Source organism: Janthinobacterium sp. UMAB-60 (genome assembly GCF_900095235.1).
Taxonomy (GTDB): domain Bacteria; phylum Pseudomonadota; class Gammaproteobacteria; order Burkholderiales; family Burkholderiaceae_D; genus Janthinobacterium.
In genome coordinates, this window is record NZ_LT607501.1 from 49,524 (window position 1) to 76,462 (window position 26,939).

At 64.5% G+C, this 26,939-nt stretch carries 25 protein-coding genes; 8 read left to right on the forward strand and 17 right to left on the reverse strand.

Translation table 11 applies throughout. From position 1 onward, the window contains the following. The first annotated feature begins 148 nt into the window (after window positions 1-148). Together K0F86_RS24525 and K0F86_RS24530 are read left to right on the forward strand one after the other, a co-directional pair. Window positions 149-1,123 carry a thymidylate synthase gene (locus K0F86_RS24525; protein WP_219136752.1) on the forward strand — a complete coding sequence of 325 codons (975 nt, stop codon included), beginning with the start codon at window positions 149-151 and terminating at the stop codon, window positions 1,121-1,123. Next, entirely contained in the window at window positions 1,123-2,166 is a 1,044-nt protein-coding gene (locus K0F86_RS24530; protein WP_219136753.1) for an SMI1/KNR4 family protein, read from the forward strand. The genes K0F86_RS24525 and K0F86_RS24530 overlap by 1 nt, the downstream gene beginning before the upstream one ends. Here K0F86_RS24530 and K0F86_RS24535 read toward each other — a convergent pair. The 4 genes from K0F86_RS24535 to K0F86_RS24550 form a co-directional block, all read right to left on the reverse strand. After that, window positions 2,163-4,439, reverse strand: coding sequence for an outer membrane beta-barrel family protein (locus K0F86_RS24535; RefSeq protein ID WP_219136754.1), 2,277 nt, complete (start codon window positions 4,437-4,439; stop codon window positions 2,163-2,165). The two genes, K0F86_RS24530 and K0F86_RS24535, sit on opposite strands and share 4 nt — an antisense overlap. A gap of 187 nt (window positions 4,440-4,626) precedes the next feature. Further along, entirely contained in the window at window positions 4,627-5,952 is a 1,326-nt protein-coding gene (locus K0F86_RS24540) for a VWA domain-containing protein (protein WP_219136755.1), read from the reverse strand. 9 nt (window positions 5,953-5,961) lie between these two features. Further along, entirely contained in the window at window positions 5,962-7,215 is a 1,254-nt protein-coding gene (locus tag K0F86_RS24545) for a TerD family protein (protein ID WP_219136756.1), read from the reverse strand. Between the two features lie 98 nt (window positions 7,216-7,313). Next, window positions 7,314-7,889 (reverse strand): TerD family protein, encoded by a 576-nt coding sequence (locus K0F86_RS24550; RefSeq protein WP_219136757.1) that lies wholly within the window; start codon window positions 7,887-7,889, stop codon window positions 7,314-7,316. Window positions 7,890-8,109: 220 nt separating this feature from the next. Between K0F86_RS24550 and K0F86_RS24555 the strand changes: the two genes are divergently transcribed. The 4 genes from K0F86_RS24555 (at window position 8,110) to K0F86_RS24570 (ending at window position 13,412) form a co-directional block, all read left to right on the forward strand. Then, the gene (locus K0F86_RS24555; RefSeq protein WP_257572345.1) at window positions 8,110-8,862 is read left to right on the forward strand and encodes an alpha/beta fold hydrolase; all 753 of its coding nucleotides are present in this window, start codon (window positions 8,110-8,112) and stop codon (window positions 8,860-8,862) included. A gap of 8 nt (window positions 8,863-8,870) precedes the next feature. Next, window positions 8,871-9,356, forward strand: a complete 486-nt coding sequence (locus K0F86_RS24560; protein ID WP_219136759.1) for a dihydrofolate reductase — start codon at window positions 8,871-8,873, stop codon at window positions 9,354-9,356. A 243-nt stretch (window positions 9,357-9,599) separates the two neighbouring features. Continuing rightward, a complete protein-coding gene (locus tag K0F86_RS24565) occupies window positions 9,600-11,864 on the forward strand; it encodes an arginine/lysine/ornithine decarboxylase (RefSeq protein ID WP_071076848.1) in 2,265 nt (754 codons plus the stop codon). Window positions 11,865-12,023: 159 nt separating this feature from the next. Next, window positions 12,024-13,412 (forward strand): sigma-54 dependent transcriptional regulator, encoded by a 1,389-nt coding sequence (locus K0F86_RS24570; RefSeq protein WP_257572346.1) that lies wholly within the window; start codon window positions 12,024-12,026, stop codon window positions 13,410-13,412. Here the strand turns inward: K0F86_RS24570 and K0F86_RS24575 are convergent. From K0F86_RS24575 to K0F86_RS24620, 11 genes are all read right to left on the reverse strand, one after another. Beyond that, a complete protein-coding gene (locus K0F86_RS24575) occupies window positions 13,372-14,106 on the reverse strand; it encodes an amidohydrolase family protein (protein WP_257572347.1) in 735 nt (244 codons plus the stop codon). The genes K0F86_RS24570 and K0F86_RS24575 overlap by 41 nt on opposite strands. Before the next feature lie 9 nt (window positions 14,107-14,115). Continuing rightward, window positions 14,116-14,766, reverse strand: a complete 651-nt coding sequence (locus K0F86_RS24580; protein ID WP_219136761.1) for a hypothetical protein — start codon at window positions 14,764-14,766, stop codon at window positions 14,116-14,118. A gap of 34 nt (window positions 14,767-14,800) precedes the next feature. Continuing rightward, window positions 14,801-15,628 carry a hypothetical protein gene (locus K0F86_RS24585; protein WP_219136762.1) on the reverse strand — a complete coding sequence of 276 codons (828 nt, stop codon included), beginning with the start codon at window positions 15,626-15,628 and terminating at the stop codon, window positions 14,801-14,803. Then, window positions 15,612-16,658, reverse strand: a complete 1,047-nt coding sequence (locus tag K0F86_RS24590) for an aminotransferase class I/II-fold pyridoxal phosphate-dependent enzyme (RefSeq protein ID WP_219136763.1) — start codon at window positions 16,656-16,658, stop codon at window positions 15,612-15,614. The genes K0F86_RS24585 and K0F86_RS24590 overlap by 17 nt, the downstream gene beginning before the upstream one ends. Before the next feature lie 20 nt (window positions 16,659-16,678). Then, window positions 16,679-18,850, reverse strand: a complete 2,172-nt coding sequence (locus tag K0F86_RS24595) for a hypothetical protein (RefSeq protein WP_219136764.1) — start codon at window positions 18,848-18,850, stop codon at window positions 16,679-16,681. 10 nt (window positions 18,851-18,860) lie between these two features. Beyond that, a complete protein-coding gene (locus K0F86_RS27770) occupies window positions 18,861-20,186 on the reverse strand; it encodes a hypothetical protein (protein ID WP_374197321.1) in 1,326 nt (441 codons plus the stop codon). Then, entirely contained in the window at window positions 20,159-20,224 is a 66-nt protein-coding gene (locus K0F86_RS27960; protein WP_197678704.1) for a GlyGly-CTERM sorting domain-containing protein, read from the reverse strand. The genes K0F86_RS27770 and K0F86_RS27960 overlap by 28 nt, the downstream gene beginning before the upstream one ends. Further along, entirely contained in the window at window positions 20,221-20,940 is a 720-nt protein-coding gene (locus K0F86_RS24605; protein ID WP_219136765.1) for a hypothetical protein, read from the reverse strand. The genes K0F86_RS27960 and K0F86_RS24605 overlap by 4 nt, the downstream gene beginning before the upstream one ends. A gap of 63 nt (window positions 20,941-21,003) precedes the next feature. Next, complete coding sequence (locus K0F86_RS24610; protein ID WP_219136766.1) at window positions 21,004-21,567, reverse strand: hypothetical protein; 564 nt, start codon at window positions 21,565-21,567, stop codon at window positions 21,004-21,006. Between the two features lie 720 nt (window positions 21,568-22,287). Then, window positions 22,288-22,935: a hypothetical protein gene (locus tag K0F86_RS24615; RefSeq protein WP_219136767.1), complete on the reverse strand. Its 648-nt coding sequence runs from the start codon at window positions 22,933-22,935 to the stop codon at window positions 22,288-22,290. A gap of 2 nt (window positions 22,936-22,937) precedes the next feature. Continuing rightward, a complete protein-coding gene (locus tag K0F86_RS24620) occupies window positions 22,938-23,444 on the reverse strand; it encodes a Spy/CpxP family protein refolding chaperone (RefSeq protein ID WP_219136768.1) in 507 nt (168 codons plus the stop codon). 191 nt (window positions 23,445-23,635) lie between these two features. Here K0F86_RS24620 and K0F86_RS24625 point away from each other — a divergent pair, with 191 nt between their 5' ends. Next, on the forward strand, window positions 23,636-24,325 hold the full coding sequence (locus K0F86_RS24625; RefSeq protein ID WP_219136769.1) for a response regulator transcription factor: 690 nt from the start codon (window positions 23,636-23,638) through the stop codon (window positions 24,323-24,325). Window positions 24,326-24,327: 2 nt separating this feature from the next. Beyond that, a complete protein-coding gene (locus K0F86_RS24630) occupies window positions 24,328-25,818 on the forward strand; it encodes a cell wall metabolism sensor histidine kinase WalK (RefSeq protein WP_219136770.1) in 1,491 nt (496 codons plus the stop codon). A gap of 40 nt (window positions 25,819-25,858) precedes the next feature. On the opposite strand, the gene K0F86_RS24635 is transcribed toward K0F86_RS24630, so the two are convergent. Further along, the gene (locus K0F86_RS24635) at window positions 25,859-26,194 is read right to left on the reverse strand and encodes a FlxA-like family protein (RefSeq protein ID WP_219136771.1); all 336 of its coding nucleotides are present in this window, start codon (window positions 26,192-26,194) and stop codon (window positions 25,859-25,861) included. A gap of 121 nt (window positions 26,195-26,315) precedes the next feature. After that, the gene (gene dcd, locus K0F86_RS24640; protein ID WP_071076830.1) at window positions 26,316-26,885 is read right to left on the reverse strand and encodes a dCTP deaminase; all 570 of its coding nucleotides are present in this window, start codon (window positions 26,883-26,885) and stop codon (window positions 26,316-26,318) included. Between the last annotated feature and the right edge of the window lie 54 nt (window positions 26,886-26,939).

Here is a 26,939-nt window from a genome sequence, read left to right on the forward strand (position 1 = left end):
TCTGCCGTTTCTGTGTATTTCTTGAAGGACACACAAATTACCACAGAGTCATGTTTGCAGGGGAAACGGCAGCGCATTTATGTGTGCGGACGGCAGCCCGCCTGTCGCGCCTGCGTTACAATCACCATCCTTACCGTTGGAGAAATACATGCAGCAATATCAAGATTTGATCAAGACCGTGCTCGAAACGGGCAGCTGGCAAGACAACCGCACGGGCATCCGCACCCTGAGCGTGCCGGGCGCCATGATGCGTTTCGACTTGGCCAACGGCAACTTCCCTGCCGTGACGACCAAGAAACTGGCTTTCAAATCCGTGATCGGCGAATTGTGCGCCTTTTTGCGCGCCTCGCGCAACGCGGCCGAGTTCCGCGCGCTGGGCTGCAAAGTATGGGACCAGAACGCCAATGAAAACGCGCAATGGCTGGCCAATCCCTACCGCGAAGGCGAGGATGACCTGGGCCCCGTGTACGGCGTGCAATGGCGCCAGTGGCCCGCATATAAACTGCTGGCCGCCGACCAGCCCGCGCAAATTGCCGACGCGCAAGCGAACGGTTTTACCTTGATCGCCCCCCTCGTCGAGGATGGCGTGCAAAAAGTGCTGCTGTACAAGGCCGTCGACCAGTTGCGCGAGTGCCTCGATACCATCATGACGAACCCGGGCAGCCGGCGCATCCTGTTCCACGGCTGGAACCCGGCCGTGCTGGACGCCGTCGCCCTGCCCGCCTGCCACTTGCTGTACCAGTTCATCCCGAACGCCAGCACGCGCGAAATCTCGCTGTGTTTATATGTGCGCAGCAACGATATCGGCCTGGGCACGCCGTTCAACATCGCCGAAGGCGCCGCCCTGCTGCACCTGGTGGCGCGCCTGACCGGCTACACGCCGCGCTGGTTCACGTATTTCATCGGCGACGCGCACATCTATGAAAACCACCTCGACATGGTGGAAGAACAATTGAAGCGCACGCCGTTCCCGGCGCCCCGTTTCGTCATTTCCGAGCGCGTGCCCGACTACGCGAAGACGGGCAAGTACGAGCCGGAATGGCTGGAAAAGATCGAACCGTCGGATTTCTCGCTGGAAGGCTATGAACACCATGCGCCCATCAAGGCGGCGATGGCCGTCTGATGGCGGTCGCACCGCTGGCCGCCCTGCACCGCAAGCTGTTTGACGAGACGGATGGCAGCAAGTTCGCCCGGCTGAAAGAGCGGCTGCTGAAAAAGCATGCGCCCGACGACCGGCTGGCCGTGCTCGATATCCTGACGGCGTATGCGCGCGATGGGCAACTGCTGCACTGGCGCAGCTTTTTGATGACGGATATCGTGCATCTGGTGGATGGCAGTCAACATGCGGCCTTTTTCGCCTGGGCACTGGAGCAGCCCACACTGGCGTACTGGGGCATCGATGGCTTGCTGAAAAGTACAGGCGTGGAGGCGTATGCGCCACTGGTGGCGCTGGCAGCGTCCGGCGCCACGCGCCTGGAAGTGCGCGCCAAGGCGATCAAGAGCCTGGCCGTGTTCAGCCGCCAGCCGTTTGACCAGGGCTTGCCGTCCGATCCCGGCCACTGGAAGGCAGAGCAGCTGCGGCTCGATACCGTGCTGGCCTGGCAAGCGGACGGCTATCCTGACGGTGCCGGCTACAAGGCGCCCGTCACGCATGAGACGTTGACCCGGCCGCTGTCGCGCCTGGAAATGGCCGCCACCTTCCTGGAGCGAAAACTGGCGCTGCGGCGCCAGCGCGAACAGGACCTGGCGCAACCGTCGAACTGGCTGACGCTCGCCAGCGCCGCGGACATGGCCGGGATCGACGCGCACTGGGTCTTGCCGGAAATCTACCGCCGCTTCCTGGAATGGTATTCGCCGCTGCGCGTGCATGTCGACGGCAAGCGCTTCCCCCAGGGCCTGCACCTGTACGGCGCGGCCGAGCTGGTCAAGGCCCAGCACGGCTACTCCGTCCATGCCGTGAGCCTTCGCAAAATCGCGGCCTGGCCGCCGAAGCTGGTGGTGATAGCCGATGCGGGCGGCGACCCGTACTGCGTGGACCTGGAGGAAAGAAGCATCGACGGCGACTTGCCCGTGTACCGCGCCGAACATGGCACGGGCGGATGGCGCTTCGAGCTCCATACGGACGATTTCATCTACTTCCTGCACGAGATCGCGCTGGCGGCCTAGCCTGCTTCGCCTCCCGGCCCACCCGGGCCGGGGCCGCCTGCCCCCCGTCCGCCCGGCGGACCGAAACGCGGTTCGCGCTCGCCCTCTTTCGCCGCCGAGGTGGCACCGCCCAGGCGGTACGACAGCCCCACATAAATCATCCGTCCATCAAACCGGCGCGTACTCGTCTCGCGCAGGGAAGCGCTGTTGATGACGGTTTCCATCTTGTTGCTGCTGAACACATCGGTCACGTTCATGACCAGGCTCAGCTGCGGCGTCACCGTATGGCGCCAGCTCATATTCAAGGTATTGTTCGGCGAGCGATAACCCTGCCCCGACAGCATCTTGCCCTGCATTTGCAGGGCCAGCTGCAGCTGATTCGCCGCATCGAACTGGTAATTCAGGCGCGCGCGGCCGCTCAGGGCATTCGCCGTGCGCGTGCTGCGGTTGCCCAGGTCGTCGGAACTGGTCTGCTGGCTGCGCGCCAGGTTGCCGCTCGTGTTCAGGGTCAGCGATGGCGTCAGCTTGCCGCTGACGCTGAACTCCAGGCCGCTCGAATGGCTGCCTGCGCCGTTTTCGCGCGTGGTCAGCAGCACATTGTCGCTGATAAAGTAACGGTAATCGACGATGGCATCCGTGTCGCGCCGGTGGTAGGCGCGCAAGCTGCTTTCCAGGCCAAACAATTTGGTTTCATAGCCGATCTCGAATGAATCCGTCTGCGTGGGTTTCAGCTTCGGATTGCCGGCCGACACATTGAACTCGTCGCGGTAGATTACGTACGGGTTCAGGTCGCCCGCGCTGGGGCGACGCAGGCGGTGCGCATAGCTGAAGCGCAAATTGCTCTCGTCGCTGACTTTATACGTGGCGAACAGGCTGGGGATGTAGTTGACGTAGTTGTTGCCGGCCTCGACGCCGCCCGTGATCTGGCGCACGTTCAAGTCCGTATATTCGGCACGCAAGCCGGCCAGCGCGCCCCAGCGCTCGGTCAGGCGCATCTGGTAGGAGCCGTACAGCGCGATGGTGCGCTCGTCGAGCTCGAAACGGTTGCTGCGCATGGGGTTGATGGTCTCCGCCAGGCTGGCCGGGTTGATGTCTGTATATAAAGTATCGAAACTGCTCTTGTTATCGGCCACCTTGTAGCCCAGCTTGGCCGTGCCGCCCGCCAGCGGACGCTCATAGTCGCCGCTGAAGTCGACGATGCGGTTGCCCGTCTCGCTGTGCTGGCGCGCGCGGCTATCGAAGGCGTTCAAGGGCTTCACCGCGTAGGTATTGACGTAATCGCTGTCGCTCTCGTTGGTCGAGGATGACACGCGCAGGTCGATTTTGAGGGTTTCGCCCGGCAACTCGCCCTTGTGGTCGTAGCGCGCACCCCAGCTGTAATTGCGGCTGTCGCCATTGCGCACGGTACTGCGCACATAGTCGCCGATGGTGCTACCCGTGCTGTCGCCATTGATGTAGCGGTCGAGCGAACGCTGGTCGTTGCTGCGCCCGTTATACGACACGCTGGCGGCCAGGGTGTCGTTGGTGTTCAGGTTGTAATTCACCGTACCGTGCAAGCCCAGCGAGTCGTTCAAGCCATTGCTGGTGGACTGCTGGCTGCTGGGGGCGAAGGCGTCTGTGCCACGCTCCAGGCGCTCGCGGCTGACCTCGCCAACGGAATTGCGGCCGTCATGGCGCACATTGATGCCGCCCTGGTAGCCCCACGGCCCTTCGTTGTAGCTGCCGGAGACGGAACTGTTGTAGCGTCCGGCGATGCCCGCATTCGCGTTGACGGTGGCAAAGCCGCCCGGCTTGCGGTTGCGCCGCATCACCAGGTTCAGGATGGGGCCGCCACCGGCTTCGTTGCCGAACTGGGCACCGGGATTGTTGATCACTTCCACCGATTCGATATCGTCGGCCGCCATGGCGTTCAGGGTGGCGCCGCGCGCATCGCCCTGCAGCATGGCCGACGGCTTGCCATCGATCAATATCTGTACATTGCTGCTGCCGCGCAAAGACACGGAACCGTCGGGATCGACGGCCACCGATGGCACATTGTTGAGCGCATCGGCCGCCGTGCCGTTGCTGCTGCCCACGTCGGACTTGACGTCGTAGACTTGCCGGTCGATGCGGCCCGTGGGACGTTCGGCCGTCACGCTGACGGAAGGCGTAGACTCGGCGACGGGCGCCTTGGCCGACACTGGTGCTGCTGCGGGCTTGACGACGGCGTCGCCGGTGACGGTTTGCGCCTGGACAGCGGCGCCCGAGACGAGCAGGCTGCCGCCCGCCAGACAGTGAAAGAGGATTTTATGCATTTGCTTAAAAAAATAATCGAGACGCTACGGATGAGGCACTACGCCGCGGCGTGAGGGCACATGTGGGGGCACAGCTCAAGCATGCCACGACTCCATTGCGCAAAGCAAATGCGAACCATTGTTATTTACTTCAATTTACAAATCTCTTCCACTTGTGGTCGTACAGCCTCATCCGATGACCTTTACGCTACCTCAGCAAGCCATTGCTACGCGCCAGTTTCAGCCAGCCCGGATATTCCGTCATCAGCAAATCGTACAGCTCCGCATCGCTGTGCTCGTCGGGCGAGCTGACGGAAAAGTAATTGGCATTGTCGACCAGGCGTCCCTGCAATTCGTCGAGTTTTTCCAGGAAGGGAAAATCCGAATCGGCAAAGGCGGCGAGAAACTTGCTTTTCGACTTGCGCCCCTTGCCGATGCCCATGAATTGCCAGAAGATGGGTTCATTGCTGGCCCAGCGCAATTGCTTCTCCGTCGTCGCCTGGTCGCTGGTGCCGCCATCGGTGACGAACATCACATACACGGGCAGCTCGGCGGCAACGGGCCGCGTGCGCTCGCCGCCGGCCTTGTCCGGGAAATAAAACGCGCGGATCGCCTGCATGGCGGCACCATAGCGCGTGTCGCCTTCCAGCGGATGGCGCTGTATGGCCTGGCCCACGTAGGTATTGCAGTTGCTCAAGGCCATCGGCGCCGGATGGTGGACGTTCTTGCCAAACAGAAAAACGTCGATCTCGCCATCGTCGTCGAACTTGCAGCCCAAGGCCAGGATGCGCTCGGCAAAGCGCTGCACCAGCCCCTCCTTATATAGCCGTCCCATGGAGCCGGAAATATCGAGGCACAGACACACCTTGGCGCGGTGGTCAAGCAGGCCCACTTTTTGCAGCGACACGCCCGCCTGCTTGACCAGGCTGACCAGCTGCGGCGCCTCGCGTTCAACCCGCTTTTCCAGGTTGATCTTCGCTTGCTGAATTGCCGAAGCCGCCGCAGGAGCGGCCTGGTCGACTTCGCCGCCGAAGTGCTGCACCAGCGCATCGAGTCCCCCATTAAAACCCTGGCCCACGGCCATGCAGCGCCAGCCGCCATCCTTGCGGTAAATTTCTGCCAGCATGACGGCTTTTTCCTGTGCGAAATCACTGCCCGCGAACGCGAAGCGGGCCAGCTCGCGCCCGCCCGCCCGCAGGCGCACGTGGCCAGCTTGCAGCTGCGACATCACGCCGCCGCCATCGATGGACGCCGTCACGACGAGGCGGTCTATGCCGGCCGGCAAGCGCGCCAGCTGCAAGGCAAATTCAGCCGTGTCGTCAACGCTGCCGGCACGCGCTTCCACGCCGCCGCACGGCGTGCGCGGCTGGTTGAAAAAGGTCATGTAGCGCTCGTCGGACAATTTGCCCGCCGCATCGAGGCCGAAACAGGCCACGTCGAGCGCCAGGCCCTGCGCGGCGACGCCGATTTCCAGCACGCCGTCGGGAACGAGATTGGCCAGCGGCAAGCGCTGACCCTTGGACAAGGTTTCCATCAGTGTCTCCTAGGCGATGTAGCGGCGCGGATTGTCCGCGTTGAAATCATCTTCGTCTTCCTTGTCCTCGCCCTTGAAGACGACGGGACCGTTAAAGGCCAGCTGCAGGTTCTCGCCCTGCCAGCTCAGCCACGGCGTCGCTTCGCTGCCGGGCTCCGACGTCTTGCCGGACGGCTCCAGGATGATGCTGTCGGGCGTGATGCGCGCCATGCCGATCACATAGGTGTAGACCGTCTCGTCCGCGGCCGCCTTCGACAGGCGGAAGTCGAAGTCGCACTCGACGATCTGCTGGCCGTATTGCATGACCATTTTCGGGCGCATGGACGCCACCGGGACGGCGCCGTTGGCCAGCGCCGAATACACGCTGAAGACGAGGCCCACCGTGCCCCCGTAGTGCTGCGCCAGCGCAGGATTGACTTCCACCGTTTCCGTGGCCGGCTCCTTGCCCGATGCGCCCGCCACGTCGCCCAGGTGGCGCACATACGGCATGACGTCGAAGCTGCCTGCCGTGTCCGGCGCCTGGATGAAGCGCATCTGGCCATTCGGCAAGAGGATGCCGACTCTTAAATCGAGATCGTCGTTATCGTCGTCGCCATCGCCGTTATCGACCCAGGTGGCCTTGACGGTGAGTTTTGTTGGCGCGCCCGCGCCCTTTTCCAGCGACACCTTGTGCGTCTGGCCCGCCTTGGTCAGCGAAATTTTCGACAGGGAAATTTTTGATGGCGGCGCCGGTTCCGCGACCGCCTGCGCCACTACACCGCCAAAATGCGCGACCAGCGCGTCCAGGCCGCCATTGAAACCCTGGCCCACGGCCATGAAGCGCCAGCCGCCGTCCTTGCGGTAGAACTCGCCCAGCATGACGGCTTTTTCTTGCGCAAAATCAGCACCCGCATACGCGTAGCGGGCCAGTTCGCGCCCGCCGTCGAGCAGGCGCAGGTAGCCGCTGGCCAGCTGCGCCATGCTGGCCGCCCCATCGATGGCGGCCGTGACGACGAGGCGTTCAATGGACGCGGGCAAACGCTCCAGCTGGTAGCTGAAACCGGCCGCATCGCCGGACGGCGCCGAGGTTTCCACACCGCCGCACGGCGTGCGCGGCTGGTTGAAGAAAGTCATGTAGCGGTCATCGGACAATTTACCGGCGGCATCGAGGCCGAAACAGGCAAAATCGAGCGCCACGCCCGCGCTGGCGAGGCCCAGTTGCACGACATTGCCCGTGACGAGGCCGGACAGCGCCAGGCGCTGCCCCTTGATCAGGTTTTCCATGGAGTCAGGTAGATAAGAAGGGAGATACAAAGGAGAAGCAAAACCGGGCAGCGTGGCCGCCCGGCAAAGGTACGCCCTTTCAGGCGTCAACATGCTTTTTACGCATTAATACCAAAAGAACGGGCCAGTGGGCCCAGGCCGCCTTTGAAACCCTGGCCGATAGCCTTGAATTTCCATTCGCTGCCGGCGCGGTAGATTTCGCCGAAGATCATGGCCGCTTCCGTCGAGCCGTCTTCCGACAGGTCATAGCGGGCGATTTCCGCGCCGTTGTCGCCGTTCAGGCAGCGGATGTAGGCCTTGCCCACCATGCCAAAGTTTTGCTTGCGGTTTTCCGCGTCGTGGATGGTCACGGCGATGGCGATCTTGTCGATGTCGGCCGGCACGTTGGCCAGGTCGATGGCTATTTTCTCGTCATCGCCATCGCCGCCACCGGTGGTGTTGTCGCCCGCATGGACGATGGAGCCGTCAACCGACTTCAGGTTATTGTAAAAAATGAAATCGGCGTCGGAACGGGCCTTGCCATCCGTTTTCAGCAGGAAGGCGCTGCCGTCCAGATCGAATGCGGCGCCATCGGTGGCGCGCGGGTCCCAGCCCAGGCCAATCACGATTTTATTCAAGCCGGGAGCTTCCTTGCTCAGGTTGACATTGCCGCCTTTTTGCAAACTGATCGCCATGGTAATTCCTCTTTAGTAATGAGTGGGTTGCATTCGGTGTTTCAGGTCACGTCGCCGGTACCCCGGCTTGATGAGCCATGAGCCTACCATAAAGTTCCTGCTTGTCAGCCGCGCACTATTGAAAATAATGCCATGCGGAAAATACCGTACGGCTGTCCCGATGCGCAAAATGACGGATAATGCCGCTCGACAAAAATTTTACTATCCCCCAGGTTTGTCCTTGAACAAGATACGACTCGACTGCATCCCCGGCACCCTGTGCGATGAACGCCTGTGGTCGCGCCTGGCCCCAGCCCTGGGTGACGCCTTTCATCTGCAGCACGTGCCCCTGCACCAGGCGCGCACGCGCGCGCAGATGCAATCGATGATCGCCAGCCACAGCGCTTCGCAAGCCCACCTGGTGGGCTTTTCGCTGGGCGCCTACCTGGCGCTCGAACACGCGCTGGCGCACCCGCAGCATGTGAAATCCCTCACTTTGATCGCCAATTCGGCCCAAGGTTTGCCGCCGGCTGAAATTAGCGCGCGCCAGCGCATCGTCGCCATGCTTGAGCGCAATGCCTACGCGGGCATCACGCGCCAGCGCCTGCGCGAACTGCTGCATCCCGCGCACCTGCAGGACGCGGCCATCACGGGCCTGATCCAGCAGATGGGGCTGGACCTGGGCAAGGAGGTGCTGCTGGCGCAATTTCTCACCACAATCGATCGCCCCGACCTGATGGCGCGCTTGCCGGAACTCGATTTCCCCGTGCTGATCGTGGGCGCCGAAGACGACAAACTGGTCAACCCCGACGACCTGCGCGCCATGGCCGCCCGCCTGCCGCAGGCTACCTTGCATTTACTAAAAGACAATACGGGCCATATGATACCGCTGGAAGCGCCGGACGCGCTGGCGCAAGCCATGCGTGCGCATCTGGAGGCGTCCGGCAATTTCAACGATAATGACGGGCATCGGGCCATGCCCCAACTACTTTGACAGAAGCAATGAGCCATTTGACCATCATCGTCGCCACCGACCAGCAAGGCGGCATCGGCATCAACAATACCTTGCCATGGAAATTGCCGGAAGACCTCGCGCACTTCAAGCGTTTGACGACGGGCCACCCCATCCTCATGGGCCGCAAGACCTTCGATTCCATCGGCCGTCCGCTGCCGAACCGCCGCAACATCGTCATTACGCGCAATGCCGACTGGCGCCATGAGGGCGTGGAAGCGGTATCGTCGGTGCAAGCGGCCATCGCCCTGCTCGATGGCGCGCAAGGCTATGTCATCGGCGGCGCGGAAATCTACCGGCAGTCACTGGCCCTGGCGCAGCGTTTGATCATCACGGAAATCGGCCAGACGTTTGACTGCGACGCGTTTTTCCCCGCCGTGGACCATGCCGTGTGGCAAGAAACCGCGCGCGAAGCGCATGTCTCGGAGAAATCCGGCCTGCCGTACGCCTTTGTCACGCTGGAACGCAAAGCCTGATAAGGTGATAGAGATAGAGATCGCCAGAATGTTGCTGTAATACCCCTGTCACACCGTTGCGTCACGCTAGCGCATGCTGGTGACGCTTTGCTACGATATTTTTTTCCCGCAGATGCCGCATTTCTGCGAGAATCCCGTTCTTATTTTTTTTCTGCGGCTGCCGGGTTGTACTACCGCCTGACCGTCGCGCCTAGTCCGCCCCTTCACATCTGTCAGGGGCGGCTTGCTTTTTTGGAGACATGCATGAAATTTCGTTTCCCCATCGTCATCATTGACGAGGATTTCCGTTCTGAAAATACGTCCGGCCTGGGCATTCGCGCCCTTGCCGCCGCAATGGAAAAAGAAGGCATGGAAGTGCTGGGCGTGACCAGCTACGGCGATTTGTCGCAATTTGCCCAACAACAATCGCGCGCATCGGCCTTCGTGCTGTCGATCGACGATGAAGAGTTCGGTGCCGGCTCCGTCGAGGAAACCGACCACGCCTTGAAATCGCTGCGCGCCTTCGTTGAAGAAATCCGCTACAAGAACGCCGATATCCCGATTTATCTGTACGGTGAAACGCGCACCTCGCGTCACATTCCGAACGATATCCTGCGCGAACTGCATGGTTTCATCCACATGTTCGAAGATACGCCGGAATTCGTCGCGCGCCACATCATCCGCGAAGCGAAATCCTACCTCGATGGCCTGTCGCCGCCGTTCTTCCGCGCGCTGGTGCACTACGCCAATGACGGCTCCTATTCGTGGCACTGCCCCGGCCACTCGGGCGGCGTGGCGTTCCTGAAGTCGCCTATCGGCCAGATGTTCCACCAGTTCTTCGGTGAAAACATGCTGCGCGCCGACGTCTGCAACGCTGTCGAGGAACTGGGCCAGCTGCTCGACCATACGGGCCCGGTCGCCGCGTCCGAGCGCAATGCGGCGCGCATCTTCAATGCCGACCATTGCTATTTTGTCACCAATGGTACGTCCACCTCGAACAAGATGGTGTGGCACTCGACCGTGGCGCCGGGCGACATCGTCGTCGTCGACCGCAACTGCCACAAGTCGATCTTGCATTCGATCATCATGTGCGGCGCGATTCCCGTGTTCCTGATGCCGACGCGCAATCACCTGGGCATCATCGGCCCCATCCCGCTGCATGAATTCACGCCGGAAAGCATTGCCCGCAAGATCGAGGCGAACCCGTTCGCGCGCGAAGCGAAGAACAAGAAGCCGCGCATTCTGACCATCACGCAATCGACCTACGATGGCGTGATTTACAACGTGGAAACCCTGCGCGAAATGCTCGATGGCAAGATCGACACCCTGCACTTCGATGAAGCATGGCTGCCGCACGCCACCTTCCACGATTTCTACAAGAATATGCACGCCATCGGCAAGGACCGTCCACGGGCCAAGGAATCGATGATTTTCTCGACCCAGTCCACGCACAAATTGCTCGCCGGCCTGTCGCAGGCGTCGCAAATCCTCGTGCGCGAATCGGATACGGTCAAGCTGGACCAGGATGCCTTCAACGAGGCTTACCTGATGCACACCTCGACCTCGCCGCAGTATTCCATCATCGCCTCGTGCGACGTGGCCGCGGCCATGATGGAAGCGCCGGGCGGCACGGCCCTGGTGGAAGAATCGATCATGGAAGCGCTCGATTTCCGCCGCGCCATGAAGAAGATCGACCAGGAATGGGGCCAGGACTGGTGGTTCCAGGTGTGGGGTCCGGACAGCTTCAACGACGAAGGCATGGGCCAGCAGGAAGACTGGATGATACGCGCCGAGGACGACTGGCACGGCTTCGGCGACCTCGCTCCCGGCTTCAACATGCTCGACCCGATCAAGGCGACCATCGTCAACCCGGGACTGTCGCTGGACGGCCAGTTCGGCGAGACGGGCATACCCGCGTCCATCGTCACCAAATACCTGGCCGAGCACGGCGTCATCATTGAAAAATGCGGCCTGTACTCGTTCTTCATCATGTTTACCATCGGCATCACCAAGGGCCGCTGGAACACCTTGCTGACCGCGTTGCAGCAGTTCAAGGACGACTACGACAAGAACCAGCCGATGTGGCGCATCCTGCCGGAATTTGCGGCCGCCAACCCGCGCTACGAAAAAATGGGCTTGCGCGACCTGTGCCAGCAAATCCACGATTTCTACAAGGCCTATGATGTGGCGCGCTTGACGACGGAAATGTATCTGTCGGACATGATCCCCGCCATGAAGCCGTCGGACGCGTTCGCCAAGATGGCGCACCGCGAGATCGAGCGCGTGGCCATCGACGAACTGGAAGGCCGCATCACGTCCATCCTGCTGACGCCGTATCCACCGGGCATCCCGCTCTTGATCCCGGGCGAGCGCTTCAACAAGACCATCGTCGACTACCTGCGCTTCGCGCGCGACTTCAACGAGCGCTTCCCCGGCTTCGAGACGGATGTGCATGGTCTGGTGAAACGCGAAGTCGATGGCAAGCGCGGATATTTTGTTGACTGTGTGAAACTGGACGAGAACATCTAAAGACGTCGTCGTTCCATAAACTACGGTCATGAACGCCGCCTGATGCAGATCAGGCGGCGTTTTTCATTCTGGACCTCCCGCGTACGCTTGCGCCAGATCAAACGGCTGGGGTATCGGGCTTCTAAGATGGGCGACTCGTGCCCTTGTGATGGCTGGCATATGACGCTCAAGGTGTGGCTGGAAATCGTGCAGCAGGCGGCGGCTGGCAGTGGCGCCTTGCTGATGACGGCCTTGAAGCAGGCTCAGGTAACTGTAGCCCGGCGGCACGATGAAGAGGAGGACGGCGCGGGCATCGTGCTGTTTGCCGAGGCCGATAGCGCGCTGCTGCAAGCGCTGCCGGCCCTGTGCCGGCACGCCTCCGTGCTGGCCATTGCCGCCTGCAGCCAGCCCCCCAGCTGCGCGCAACAGCGCGCCCTGATGGCGGCAGGCGCGCTCGATGTGCTGCTGTGGCCGGACGGCGCCGTTGACGCGGGCCAGGTGCTGGCGCGCCTGCAGCGCTGGCAAGCCGTGGCGCAGCTGCTGGCGTCAAACGCCGTGCGCCAGCAGCTGGTGGGCGACAGCGCGGCCTGGACCGCCTTGCTGCACCAGGTGGTGGAAATGGCCGCCTTCAGCCAGGCTTCGATGCTGATCACGGGCGAAACGGGCACGGGCAAGGATTTATTGGCGCAACTGGTCCACCGCCTCGGCAACTGCCGCGGCGACTTCACCATCCTCGACTGCACCACCCTGTCACCGGAACTGGCTGGCAGCGAACTGTTCGGCCATGAACGGGGCGCGTTTACGGGGGCGGCTGGTGCGCGCGACGGCGCTTTCGCCCTCGCCGATGGCGGCGTGCTGTTTCTCGACGAAGTGGGCGAACTGCCGCTGCCCCTGCAGGCGCAGCTGCTGCGCGCCATCCAGGAACGCAAATACAAGCGCGTGGGCGGCAATACCTGGCAACCCACCCAATTCAGGCTCGTGTGCGCCACCAACCGCGAACTGGAAGACGAAGTGGCGCGCGGCGCCTTTCGCGCCGACCTGTATTACCGTATCGCCGGCTGGCGTTGCCAGACCCCGCCCCTGCGCGAACGCCAGGACGATATCCTGCCACTGGCCCGGCATTTCCTCGCCGAACTGGGGCAGCGCCCTGCGCCACCGCTGGACGCCGCCGTGCGCGAATACCTGCTGCTGCGCGACTATCCGGGCAATGTGCGCGAACTGCGCCAGACCGTCACGCGCATCTGGCACCGCCATTGCGGCCCCGGCCCCATCACCATCGGCGCCCTGCCCCCCGAAGAACGGCTGCTGGCGCCGCTCTGGCCCGACCAGCATTTCGAGGCGGCCGTGCGGCGCGCCCTGGCGCAGGGCTGCAAGCTGTCGCACATCACGCGCTGCGCCACCGACATGGCCATCCGCCTGGTGCTGGCTGAGGAACACGGCAACAACCAGCGCGCCGCCGCCCGCCTGGGCGTGACGGACCGCGCCCTGCAAATACGCCGCAAGGCGGCCGCCTGCGCGGCAAGCAGCCTCACGCCAGCCCCGCCAGCCGCAAAAAATTGCCACCCATAATCAACGATGCATCCAGCGGCGGCAAGCCCAGCAGCTCAATCTTGTGCAATTCCAGCCCCGGATGCAGCCAGGGGCCGTCCGAGCCGAACAAGACCTTGTGCGGCCCCGCGCGGCGCACGGCCTGCTGCAGCAAGTCGAAACGGCGCACGCCGGAGCTATCCGTGTAAATGTTCGCGTGACGAACAAGGTGGTCGATCAGCGCCAGCTGCGCCGCCCAGTCGTCGCCGAAGCTGCCCAGGTGCGGCAGGATGAAGTTGACGTCGGGATACTGCTGCGCCAGCAGTTCGGCCACGGCCACCTCGCCGGCGGGGTCGTACAGCACGGGCAAGCCAAAGAAGCGGGCCGCGTCGCACACTTCGCCGCTGATGCGCGCATCAAACCGGTGCGCCTTGATGCCGACAAAGCCGTAACGCTCGACGGCAGTGCGCAGCAAGTCCATGATGCGGCCCCGGTCGCGCCGCGCATGCACGAAGGCAAAGCCGTAATAACGCTGCGGATCGGCAGCGACCAGGCGCGCCACGCCATGGTTGGCGATCGCATAATCGGAGTGGAAGGTCGCGAACAGCACGCTGCGGGCGATGCCGGCCGCCCGGGCGCGGCGCACATAAGCAGCTAGCGGCGCATCGCTGTCCCACGGTCCGCTCAAGCCGTCGCCCGGTCCGGCGTGGCAGTGACTATCGATGACCAGCGCCATGGCCGCCTCTCAGTTCCAGTCGCCCATGACGACGATGCGGTTGCCGCGCCGGCGCCAGCGCCCGCTTTCCTCTTCCTGTTGCGGCGCAGGCGAGCGGAACTGCGGCAATTGCTGGTGCAAGGCCCGCGTCAGCGCGCTTTCCACGGCGCGCGCACTGCCGTCGCCATCGGCCGCCAGGCGCGCCGCCTGCCCCGCGATGCGCACGAAGCGGCGCGCCATCGCCAGCTCGCGGTCGGCCGGCGCTTCGCTCTCCATTTCCAGCTCCAGCGCATCGCTGGCCGCGCGCCCCAGGGCCGAACCGAGCGCCGTGCCCACGCCCGGTATCGGGATCATCGAACCGAGGGCGCCGCCGACAAAGGGCAAGGCCGTCTTGGCCACGGCCTTCAAGGCGCCGCCCAGGGGCTTGGCCACCTTGGCGATGCTCGATCCCACCTTCTTGACGCCCTTCCACACGCTCTTGAAGACATTGCCGAGAAACTGCTCCAGTTCTTCCTCGCTGGCCACTTCCAGCAATTCCATGGCCAACTGCAATTCTTCCTCTTCGCCGAAGATGGCCGGCGCCGTGCCCTTGCCGGGCCAGTCGCGGCCGAATTCCAGCACGTCAAACGCGGCGCCGGCCCGCTGCCGGCATTGCGCGCATGCGCATTCGAGTTGGTGCATGATGCTCTCCTTCGCAATGATCAAGGTGCTATCGTCAGCTCCACATTTCACCGAGCACGGCCAGTTCCAGTTCGCGCCGCTGGTTGGTCAGCACGCCGCGCTGGTTGGCGAACATGTCGTCGTGGATGCGCTGCTCAATGCGGCGCCGCTGCGCCGCCGAGGACAGGGGCGCCACGTACACCTGGTGCCCGCTCAGGTCGACGCCCATCATCTGGCCGCACAACCGGTGCTGCAGCAAACGCCGGTGCAGATCGTCCGTCTGGCCGCTGTAGGCGCGGCGCCGCCCGGCCGCATCGAATTCGATCACATACAGGCCCGCCCCCCGGCCATTCGGGTCGCGCAAGGCATTGGCGAGCGTGCCCAGCGCCAGGTAATTGAGGGCGGCCGCTTCCGGCACCCGGCCCATGGTGCCGGCCAGGGTTGGCGGGATTTCACCCTGCATCTGGCCATCGTCCTGCGCCTGGTCTGGTCCCTGGTCCTGGCCTTGATCCGCATCCGGCTGCTGCTGGTCGCCAAACGCGGGCTCGGCCACAGGATAGGGCGCCGGATAAATCGTCGGATAGATGGCCGGATAGCCGCCCCAGCCCCGGTAACGCGGCGGCAGGTAGGGCAAGGGCGGCGGCGCGGGGCGCGGGAACCGGCGCGCCGGATTCGCCTGATAGCGTGGCGGCATGGGGCGGCGCGGGCCGCGCAGCGGTGGCCGCGCGCGCACGGCGCCGCCGCCATAGCGCCCGCTGCCGGGGCGCCAGCGCTCGCCTTCCCATTCGGACTCGGATTCCCCCTCCTGCGCCCACTCCTGCTCGTATTCAGCTGCCGCTCCCGCTTGCCCCGTAAAGGGCAGCATTTCAAACGCTTCGTTCATATCGCCTCCTGATGTGATGTTCAAGCAAATCCATCGCCTGCTCCAGTTGCCCGGGCGTCTGGTCGGCCCGCAGCAGAAAAGTCAGCGCGCCGGGACCCTCCCCCGCTTGCGCCAGCGCCAGCACGCCCGCTGCGCGCAAGGCCGGCTGCAAATGGGCGCGCCCTGACAGGCGCTGCACGGGGAAGCTGCCGCCCCGACAAGCGATGCCGGCCGCCGCCATCCCGCCGCGCCATTGCGCCACCCGGTCCGCCAGTCGGGCGCGTAGCGCGTCGCCGTGGCGCGCATTGAGCGCCAGCGCGCGCCGCGCCGCCGCCAGCACGGCGGCCGAAGGCGGACTGGCATGCACGCGCGTCTGGCTGTGCGCTTCGAAGCGCCGCAGCAGGGCGCCGCTGCCCGCCAGCACGGCCAGCGGCACGCCGAAACCCTTGGCCAGCGAGGCACCGACGATCAAATGACCACCCGCCTTGTCGTGAGCGCCCTGCAAGCCGTGCAGCCGTGCCGAGCCGCCACCGGACGCGCCCATCACGCCCAGCACCTGCGTGTCGTCCAGCAGCAGATAACCGCCCCCCTGGCGCGCCAGGGCCGCATAGCCGGCCAGCGGCAAGACCTGCTCGCTGCCCGGCACATAGCCGTCGGCCAGTATCAATGGACGCCGCCCCTGCCTGCCCCAGGCCATCACCAGGCGCCGCAGCGCCGCCATCTCGCCGCTGGGAAACACTTGCTGCGGCAATCCCAGCGCCTGCGCGCGCTCGGCGCCCCAGCGCGCGATGGCGTAGCTGCCGCCATCGACGAGGATCACCAGCCGCTCGGCAGCCAGCATGCCGAACAGGTCCCAGAACAAATGCAGGGTCGACGGCAGCACGCAGGCCGCTTCGCAGCCTTGCAGCGCCGCCAAGTCCGCTGCCAGCGCTGGCGCCCCCGGCGGCTCGCGCAGCGCCGCCGGCTGGCCCAGGGTCAGTCTGCTCCATGGCGCCAGCTGGGCCGCCGGATGGCGCATGCCCAGGTACAGGGCACTGGTAAAGTCGAACATGCACGCGCCCCGCTCCCGCCCTAGACGCTGCGCAGCTGCTGGCTCAGGCGCTGGCGCAGCAACACCGAGGGCATGGTCGATTCGATTGCGGGGTCGCTGCTGTCGACGGACAAATCCACCCCCGTGGCGGCACGGTAGCCGTGGATATAACCTTGCACTTGCGGGCGCCAGAAGCGTGCCCAGTTGAAGGCCTGGGTGGGTTCATAGATATCGCTCCAGTTGCCGTAGCGCACGGAGAGCAGCAATTGCTCGCCAAAGATGGCCAGGTTACGGAAATGCATCACGCTCGTATCCGTCCAGCCCTGCAGTTTCTTCATGGCATCGACACGGTCCATCCACGGTTCCGGATACGCCACCATCACGCGCGTGGGCAAAAATTCGCGGAACTCGGGGCGCGCCAGCATCCATTGCTGCATCAGCATTTCGATGCGCGCCGTCGACGGCAAGTCGCCGAACTGGTTGTGCGCGCCCTGCGACAGGATCAGGTGGATTTCCTTGAGTGCATTCAGCACCGGGAAGGCGTCCGCCTTGACGGTGGTGTCATCATCCTGCTTGTAGAACGAGGTGAGCAGGCGCAGCAAATGGTGGAACGCTTCGAGGAATTTCGAGCGGCTGTCGGCTGGCCGGAAGTGCTGTACCGCCTTGCCATCGAGACGCACGCCGTAATGGTGGTCGTACTCGTAATTGCGGCGCACCACGGTCAGCCGGTGCTGCTCATCTTGTGTGTATCCCCACAGCAAGTTGTTCAGCGGACGCAGCATGTCGATTTCCGTGTTCGACAGGGGATCGAGGCCGGCGCCGGGCGCGCGCAGGTTCTGGAAGCGCTGCGTGATGGCATTCATGGTTTGCACCAGCATGCCCTCTTCGTGCCAGTACGACCAGATCAGTTCCAGCAGGCAAGGATTGGCCAGCTTTTCCTGGATGATGCCAAAGCACAGGTCCACCTCGCCCTCCTGGCCGCGCGGGATGCTGATGGGGATGTCGGGCAGCTTGCGGCGGATCACTGCCAGGTAGGGCAAGGTCTGGAAGCCATCGATGTTTTCCAGGTAATCGTTGCGCAGCACGGTTTCCAGGTCGCGCCCCTGGGGAATGTCGCGCCGGTCCAGGTAGGCGTTGTCCTCGGCCGGATTGAAGGCCAGCGGCTGGTTCAGCACGCCGCAATTGACCATCACGAACGCTTCCGTCGCCACTTTCAGCACGCGGTAGGAATCGGCATCGGAAAACGGCAGCGCGCGGCGCTGCTTGAGCTGCTGGAACATGTCGGCCTTCTTGACGAAGCGTTCCTGTTCGAAGCCGCGTACATTCGCCAGATCGCCGCAAAACAGGCTGTCCATGAAATGCAGGTAATTCGTAAACGACATCGCTTCGGTGCTGTTGCGTATCAAGGTCCACAGCGGCAAGTCTTCCGTCGGCTCCGTCTCCGTGCGCGTCAGCGACACGCCCACATTGCCGGAAATGGGCTGCGGCTGGCGCTCTTCCGTCTCGTAGTCCGCATCCACGGCCAGCATGGCGTTCGGGCTGAGGCCCTCGGGCACGGGCAAGGCGTTGCGCAGTTCGGGCCGCTGCGACAACATCATCTGCGCCGCGAAGCGGTGCATGCCGGCGCGCCGCACGGGTGTGGAAAACGCGTTCGGCGTGCCGCGCAGGGGCACCCACGGCGAGGCGGCCAGCACCTGCACCAGGTCGCGTCCACCGGCGCTTTGATCGCCGTCAAACGAGACGCTGGCCACGGCGCGGTCGCCCACCCTGCCGAAATTGCAATCGCTGGGATGGCAGTCGGGCGTCTCAAACGCCAGCGCCACCTGCGGATTGAGCTGGGGCTTGAAGCACAGCACGGCGCTGCAGCCGGCCTGCACCATCACGCACTGGGGCGCGGTGGTGGGGAAATTGCCATACACCCCCACGTAGCTGCCCGTCGCCAGGTCGGCAAACACGGTGCAGCCACGGCCATCCGTCCAGCGCACGCCCACCAGCATGGCGGGATCGGCTACCCAGGTGACGGGATTGAAATTATGGCAATCCGCATCAAGGCCCCGGTACAGGCTGATGGCGGCATTGACGACCATGGCCCCGCTGTCCTGCTCGTGTACGGTGACCGCGATGCTGCCGCCGCGATGTATCGGGCCAGCCTGGCCAGTCTGGCCAGCCCCCCTGCTCTTGCCACCCATCTTGCTGCTGATCTTGCTGCTCATGTCATTCTCCTCAATGGATAATCAAACGGGATGCCAGGGGCGGCAGCGGCCTGCCGGACTGGCGGCCGTGCCGCACGACATCGGCGCACAGCTCCGACGTGTCCAGGGTGCTGCGCAGGGACCAGTGGGTCAGCAGGCGTCCCAGCAGCTCGCTTTCGTCTTCCGGACTCAGGCTGCCGCTGGCGCGCGCCTGGCCCAGCACGGCGAACACCAGGGTCGGCGTGGCCTCGTACATCTGCGCCGGCGCCAGGGTCCAGCTGCGAAACAGCCGCGCCAGCATGGCCGGCTGGCGCATGTGCACGGCCATGACTTCGACCAGCGAGCCGCCGCGCAAGGCCGGCGGCCGGTGCTGCACCAGCAAGCCCACCAGGGCCGCCATGCTGGCCTGCAACTGTTCCAGCAGTCGCCGCTGCCCCAGGGGCAGGCCCGTCAGCGGGTAGTACGACAGCCACAGCTGCTCCAGCCGGCTCCATTGCGGATGCGGATACAAGGCCCGTCCCATGGCGCAGCTCAGGCGCACCCGCAGCCATGGCACCGGGTGGGGGTCATCGATATTGAGACGGAAGACAAACACGCGCGGCAGGCTGACCACGCCGATCAGGCCCAGGGTAGCGGCCACGCCGACCCGCGCCAGCGACCAGAAATCGGCCACGATTTCTGAAATCCACCGCTCCCACAACTGCCACACGTGCACCAGGCCGCTGCCACCATGCTGCATGGCTTGCAACATGGGCCGCAGCGATGCCACCAGGTCCAGCAGCGCCGCGCCCTGGTGGCCCACCTCGTGCACCAGCGACGAGGCGATGCCGCTGCCGATCATGCGTTCGCGCGGCAGGCGGATGATGGCCACGGGATTGTCGCCGCCGCCCGGCAGGCGCGTACGTGCGCGGCGGATGGCGGCGCCCGGCCCCCGGTCCAGGTAGCAGATCACGGGCGGCGCCTGGTACACATTCCCGGGCAGCGCCAGCGCGTCGGCGGCGACGATGTCGAGGCCGGCCAGCCACACGCCCGTCTTGTGCTCGCTGCGCTGCGTGATGACTTCGTTGAACAGGTCGAACTGGGTCAGCGCGGCGTTGAATTTCAGGCGCAGGAAGGTAAAGCGGCGCTGCGCCTCGGCGGCGGTGGCCATGCTGGCGCCATCGGCGGCCTCGCGCCGCAGCCAGGCCTGGAACTGGGCCACCATGCGCCGCAATTCGCGCCGGCCCTGCACCAGCTGGCTTTCGATGGCCGACTGGGCGCTGGGCATCAGGGCGGCCGCCAGCACCGTCGGCTCGATCAGCGCGAACGGCTCCAGCCGCGCCAGCCGCGTCAGCAGCGAGCGCGCCTCCTGCGCCAGCATCCAGGCAGCGTAAGCGCCGATGGCCATGATGTCAGACGCCGTACAGGACGATTTTATGGCCCTGGCGCGCCCAGCGCCCGCTGGCCGGGCGCATGCCGGCCTGGCTGCGCGCGGCGCCCGGCGCCTGGCCGCCCGCGCCGCTGCCGTTCTGCGTGGCGACCTGGCCGCCGGGGCGGCCCAGCAGGCCGGGCGCGAACTGGCGCGCCGCCGCGCTGGCCGCCGCCTGGGCGATGGCGCGCGGATCGCCATTGCCGCGCGCTTGCGCGGCGCGGTTGACGGTGTCGGCGGCCAGGCGCACGAACTGCTTGGCGCCCTCGAATTCGCGGTCCTCGTTCGACGACGCTTCCGCTTCCAGCCCCAGCGCGCTGCCGGCCGCGGAAGCGAGGCCGCTGCCGATCTTAGCCCCCAGCGGACCGCCGAAATAGCCGCCGATGGCGCCGCCTGCCAGGGGAATCGCCTTCTTCGCCACGCCCTTGAGCACGCCGCCGATGGCTTGTCCCACGGGCGACTTGATAATGCCGCCCGCCACAGAGGCGGCCTTGCGCAGGAAATTGCCGAGAAATTGTTCCAGCTCGGCTTCATTACTCACCGACAACAGTTCATTCGCCAGCTCCATCTCCTCGGCCTCGGAAAACATGGCGTTCGAGCCGCCCTCGCCGCTCCACTCGCCCTGGCCAAACTCGAACTGCTCCGCTTCAAAACCGGACATCTCCTGCCCGTATTCCAGGGTCGTACGATCTATGTCATGCATGATGAGCTCCTCAAAGTTAACACCTCAGTTCGGATTACCTTGCCGGACAGCCTGGCCATCCGGCTAACAATCGAGCACGACGATGTGCCCGCCCTCGCGGCGCCAGCGGCCAGCGTCCCGTCCCGGCGTTTGCGCCGCCTGCCTGAGCAAGCCTGGCGCCACGCTGCGCGCCACCTGCAGCAGGGCAGTTTCCACCCGCGCCCTGGGCGCGCGCGCGTCCATGCCGTCACGCGCCAGTTCCGTATTGACGGCATCGATCAGATGCACGACCTGGCGTGCCAGTTCGAATTCCTTGTCTTCCGGGCTCAATCCTTCCAGTTCCATGCCGAAGATGCCCGCAGCGCGCCGCTTGAGCGCCTGCGGCGAACCACCATGCAGTGGCAGCAGGGGCGCCACCACCTTGCCCAGCAGCTGGCGCAGCGGCCCTTCCAGCGGCGTGCCGCGCACTTGCCTGCCCGCCACGGTGGCGCCCAGCTGACGCGCCAGGAAAGCATCGAACTGGGCCGGCCCCTGCAATTCCAGCAAGTGTGCCGCCAGGACCAGCTCATCTTCCTGCTGCAAGGACGGCATGGCTGGCGCGTCAGGCAATTCCATTTCGGGACGATAGGCGAGCAGGCGGCTGGTCATGGCAGACTCCGGTGAAAGACGGGCGTATGGCCCATGCCTCCCTGACGCAAGGGCCATGCCAGCCATCTGTGGGGAAAGGACGCGGGGGAAGAACGGCATGGCACGGCGAACGGCATTTCGCCGATAGCGTAAAAACCATCGTTTCCGGCGAAGCGAGTTTCGTTGTCAAGATGAGCTTTGGAACAAGCTTAACGGGCAGGAATGATTACGCCGCCAGCGAATCAGACGGCCACCAAGGCCGTGCGGGGCGAAACGGCGAGTGTTGTATGTGACCTGGGGCAGTTCGACACGCATGAGCGCCAGAAGGAGCGGCGTGGCCGGCAGCCAGCTGGCCGAGGTGCTCCCGAATATCGGCAACTTCAGCCGGCGCGACCGGGGTTTCATGACAGTAAATTAACCGTTCACGGCGATGCTCAGGGTGGCGACATAACCCTGCGTGGCATTGCCCGTCGATGCTGAGCGGCACACCCGCCGCCGCCATGCGTGTTCGTGCCATCGGCCGGATATGGCCCGCCCGTTTCCTCGGGAATCACCGCTCAGGCGCCTGCCGCATCATTTCGAGGTCGGATGCCAGAGCGTGATCATGTAAGTCCATACATATTCCGTCAAGAGAGGCAAGCCCGCCAAGGCGGGACTCAGGCTGGCGCACAGGAACAGGACGTGTGTGGCCCGTGGCGAAAGCGTCTTCCTGGCGGCCAGGGCGAGCTTGCGTTCCATGCTTCAGGCCGTTGTATTGACCAGGTTGCCGCTGGATGGCAGGCTGGCGCTGCTGCTGGAAGCGCCCAGGCTGCCCGATAGCGCCTGCAAGAAGCTGCTCAGCTTGGTGCTGCTGTCGCCGCTGGCGCTGGTGCTGGCGCTGCCGCCCAGGGCAGTGATCAGGCTGGAGAAGCTTGACTGCAAGTCCGAAACGCTGCTGTTGTCGCTGCCCGTGCCGGACGACAGGGTCTGGATCAGGCTTTGCAAGTCCGATTTGATATTGCCGTGGCCCCGTGCCCGCCCGCCGCCGCCGCCGCCCTTGTCACCGTCCTTGTCACCATCCTTGTCTGCGCCGGCGCTGGCGCCCGCGCCGCCCTGGGCGTGCAAGCTTCCCATCAGCTGGTGCAGGAACGCGCCCAATGCCTGGCCGGCATCGCTGCCGCTGGCGGTGCTGGTGTCGGTGCCAGTGCTGTCGGACGACGCCGTGTCGGGCACCGTCACCCCGATCGACGACAGGGCGCTGGAAACGGCATCGAGAAAGCCGTTATCGTCCTGCCTAGGCGGCCGCGCGCCGCCCACGCTGTCGGTACTGCCGGTATTGCTGCCGCTGACGCGGTTGAAAGCGCTCAGCTGGGTAGCCGCGCTGCTGGAACTCAAGGCACTGATGCTCATGGTCAATCTCCTGTGGGTAATTGGGGACGGCGCGGGCCGGGGCGGCTGTCGCCCCGCTGCTGCGCCTGCTGGCGCTGCTCGGGCATCAGCACGGCCAGCAATTGCTGCTCCAGCCGCGCATGCAGCAAGCTGATCTTCGCCATGGCTTGCGCCGCCGTGTTTGCCAGCGCGCTGGCCTGCGCATCGTCGTAGGCGCTGGACCCGGCCAGCTCGCGCAGTTGCGCATGGGCCTTGAAGGCGATCTTTTCCTGTTCTCGCAGCAAGGGCGCCTGGGCGTAGGTGGCGGCGAAAACCTTGTCCTGCTGCGCTTCGCTCAGCTCGATGCCGTGCAGGAACGGTGGCAAGCCTGGCGCGCCGGGTCCGGCACCGTGGCCCAGGCCGGGCGGCGGCCCCGGCATGGCGCGCGCTGGCGGGCCGTCCGGCGCAGATTCCTGCTGGGCGAGTGCCAGCAGCGGCATGCTGCAAGCGGACAGCAGCAGCAGGGATACGGCGATACTCAGGTGTTTCATCGGCTTTCCTTTCGTGGCGATCAGCCTTGATTGTCGGCGTCTGACGTGTAAAGCAACGTTAGGCTGGCGTAAAAGCATGTAAAGAAAGATGCATGAATGTAAGCAGACGTATGTAAAAGCGGGTAAAACGGCCCTGAACCGCCACTGTTGACTGCTATCATCGGGCGATATTCACCCGAAAAAGCACAGGCATGAGCAAGGTTTTGTTAATCGATGACGACGTGGAACTGGTCGGCATGTTCCAGGAATACCTGACGCAGGAAGGTTTTGACGCGCGCGCCGTGCATGACGGCGAAAGCGGCGCGGCCGAAGCGCTGACGGGCCTGTACGCCATCGCCGTCCTCGACGTCATGATGCCGCGCATGAATGGCCTGGAAACCCTGCGCCGCATCCGCGCCGGCAGCAACCTGCCCGTCCTGATGCTGACGGCGCGCGGCGATGACACGGACCGCATCGTGGGCCTGGAGCTGGGTGCCGACGATTACGTGACCAAGCCGTGCACGCCGCGCGAGCTGACGGCGCGCATCCGCGCCATCCTGCGCCGTTCGCAGGCGGCGCCACACGACAGCTCGGGCCTGGCGCCGCTGGCCGTGGGCCAGTTGACGATGTGGCCGGAACAGCGCCGCGTTTCCTGGGCCGGTGCGCACCTGGAGCTGACGAGCACGGAATTCAACCTGCTGGAAGTGCTGGTGCGCCATGCGGGCAAGCCCGTGAGCAAGAATCAATTGTCGGAACTGGGCCTGGGCCGGCCCATGGCGCGCTTCGACCGCAATATCGACGTGCACTTGAGCAGCCTGCGCCGTAAACTGGGCAGCCTGGCCGATGGCCGTTCCTGCCTGCAGACCGTCTACCGTCTCGGCTACCAGCTGATCAAGGAGTAAGCGTGGGCCGCCTGTTCTGGAAATTTTTTCTGTGCATCATGCTGGCGCAAGTGACGGCCACCATCGGCATCGGCGGCACCTTCTGGCTGAAAAACCGGGCCGCGCAGCAGGAACGGGCCCTCGACATCGATACCAGCCCGCCCGCGCAAATGATCATCGAGGCCGCCAGCGCCACGCTGGAAGCGGGCGGCAGCCAGGCCTTGCGGCATTTTCTCGGCAAGATGGAGCGCATGCGCGTGTTTGCCGTCGATGCCAAAGGGCAAGAACTGATGGGCCGCACGGTGCATCCCGCCATGCTGGCCAAGGCGCGCGCCATGCTGGAGCAAGGCCAGCCCCATCCCGTCGTGCGCACAGTCACCGGCAGCGACGGCCAGCGCTATCTGCTGTTCCTGCCCTCGTCCGAACGCTTCCGCCATCCCGAAGCGGGCGCCGCGCGCGACACGCTCAACGCCGTCACCCTGAGCGGCCCGCGCGCCATGGGACCCGGTCCACGGCCCGACGCAGCGGGCGCCCCGCCGCCACGCGGCGAATTCGGCCGCGGCATGCCGCCCGGCTCCCGCATGGACAGCCCCTACCGCACCTTCATTCCGCTGGCCGCCGCCATCGCCGCCAGCCTGCTGTTCTCCTTCTTGCTGGCCTGGTATTTTGCGCGCCCCATCCGCGACTTGCGGCAAGCGTTCGAGGCCGCCTCGCACGGCGACCTGGCGCCGCGCTTTCACGCCAGCGGCAAGCGCGGCGATGAATTGACGGACCTGGGCCGCGATTTCGACCGCATGACGGGCCGTTTGCGCAATCTCATGGAGAGCCAGACGCGCCTGCTGCATGATGTGTCGCACGAACTGCGCTCGCCGCTGGCGCGCCTGCAAGCGGCCATCGGCCTGGCGCACCAGCAGCCGGACAAGATGGACGCCTCGATGCAGCGCATCGAACGCGAAAGCGAACGCATGGATAAGCTGATCGGCGAGCTGCTGACCCTGTCGCGGCTGGAAGCGGGCGCCGCCTCCCCCCTCAGCGAAGACGTCGACATCGCCGAGCTGCTGCACGACATCGTGGACGACGCCCGCTACGAAGCGAAGGCGCGCCAGGTGGGCATCGCCCTGGCGGGCGACGCAGCCATTGCCGACGCCGCTGTCACGGGCCGGCCGGAACTGCTGGCGCGCGCCGTGGAAAACGTGGTGCGCAATGCCGTCAAGCACAGCCCCGATGGCGGCACGGTGGAAGTGAATGTATCGCGCCTGCATGACGGCAAGCAGGATCTGCTGCGCATCGCCGTGCTGGACCAGGGACCTGGCGTGGCCAGCGCCGACCTGGCCCGCATTTTTGAACCGTTCTTCCGCGCCAGCCATACCCAGCACAGCACGGACGGCCATGGCCTGGGCCTGGCCATCGCCCAGCACGTCATCAACGCCCATGGGGGCCGCATCGGTGCCAGCTTGCGCAGCGGTGGAGGGCTGTGCGTGGAAATGCTGCTGCCCGTCAAAACGCCAGGCTGACCTTCCGGCGAGCCTGGCGTTTTGACGCGCGGATGTGCTGCTACGCCTGCGTATCGATGATGCTGCCCAGGGTCGACGAGGCCGATTTAGCCGGGCTCGTCGCCGTATCGGCGCTGCTGGCCGTCTGAGGAGCTTGCTGCGCCTGCGCGGCCGCCGCCTGTAACTGGGCAATTTGCGCCTGCAAGGCCTGGATTTGCTGCGCCAGCTGCTGCTGCAGCTTTTGCGACGCGTCCGTCTGCGTACCCTTCTGCGACTCCGTCAACTGCTTTTGCGCCGCCGTGATCTGCTTTTGCAGCGCCGCGATCTGCGAACTGCTGCCTGAACTGGCGCTACTGGCCGCGCCGACTGTGCTGCCTGAACCGATTGCCGCTACCATGATGCCTCCTCAGTGTTTCAATACCAAGGTTAACGGCAAGCATGGAACGCGAACGTAGGGCCGCAGGTGTAAAGGCAGGTAAAGACAGCTCAAGACGGCTGGCGCCCCACCCTTCCAGCGATCAGGTCTTCGGCAAGGTCACGCCAACCTGGCCCTGGTATTTGCCGCCACGGTCCTTGTACGACGTTTCGCAGACTTCATCGGACTCGAAGAACAGCACTTGCGCCACGCCTTCGTTGGCGTAGATTTTCGCCGGCAACGGTGTCGTGTTGGAAAATTCCAGGGTCACGAAACCTTCCCATTCCGGTTCGAACGGGGTGACGTTGACGATGATGCCGCAACGGGCATAGGTGCTCTTGCCCAGGCAAATCGTCAATACATTGCGGGGAATGCGGAAATACTCGACCGTACGGGCCAGTGCGAACGAATTCGGCGGGATGATGCAATAGCCCTTGCCCGATACGTCGACGAAGTTGTTCGCGTCAAAATCCTTCGGGTCGACGATGGTGGTGTTGATGTTGGTAAACAACTTGAACTCGTCGGCGCAGCGGATGTCATAGCCATAGCTGGAGGTGCCGTAGGACACGATGCGGTTGCCATCGCGTTCCTTGACCTGGCCAGGTTCGAACGGCTCGATCATGCCCGTTGATTCCGCCATGCGGCGTATCCATTTATCGCTTTTAATCGTCATCGCAGGGGTATCTTTCTAGAATATCGGAATGGCGGGGGCCGCACGCCAAGTACA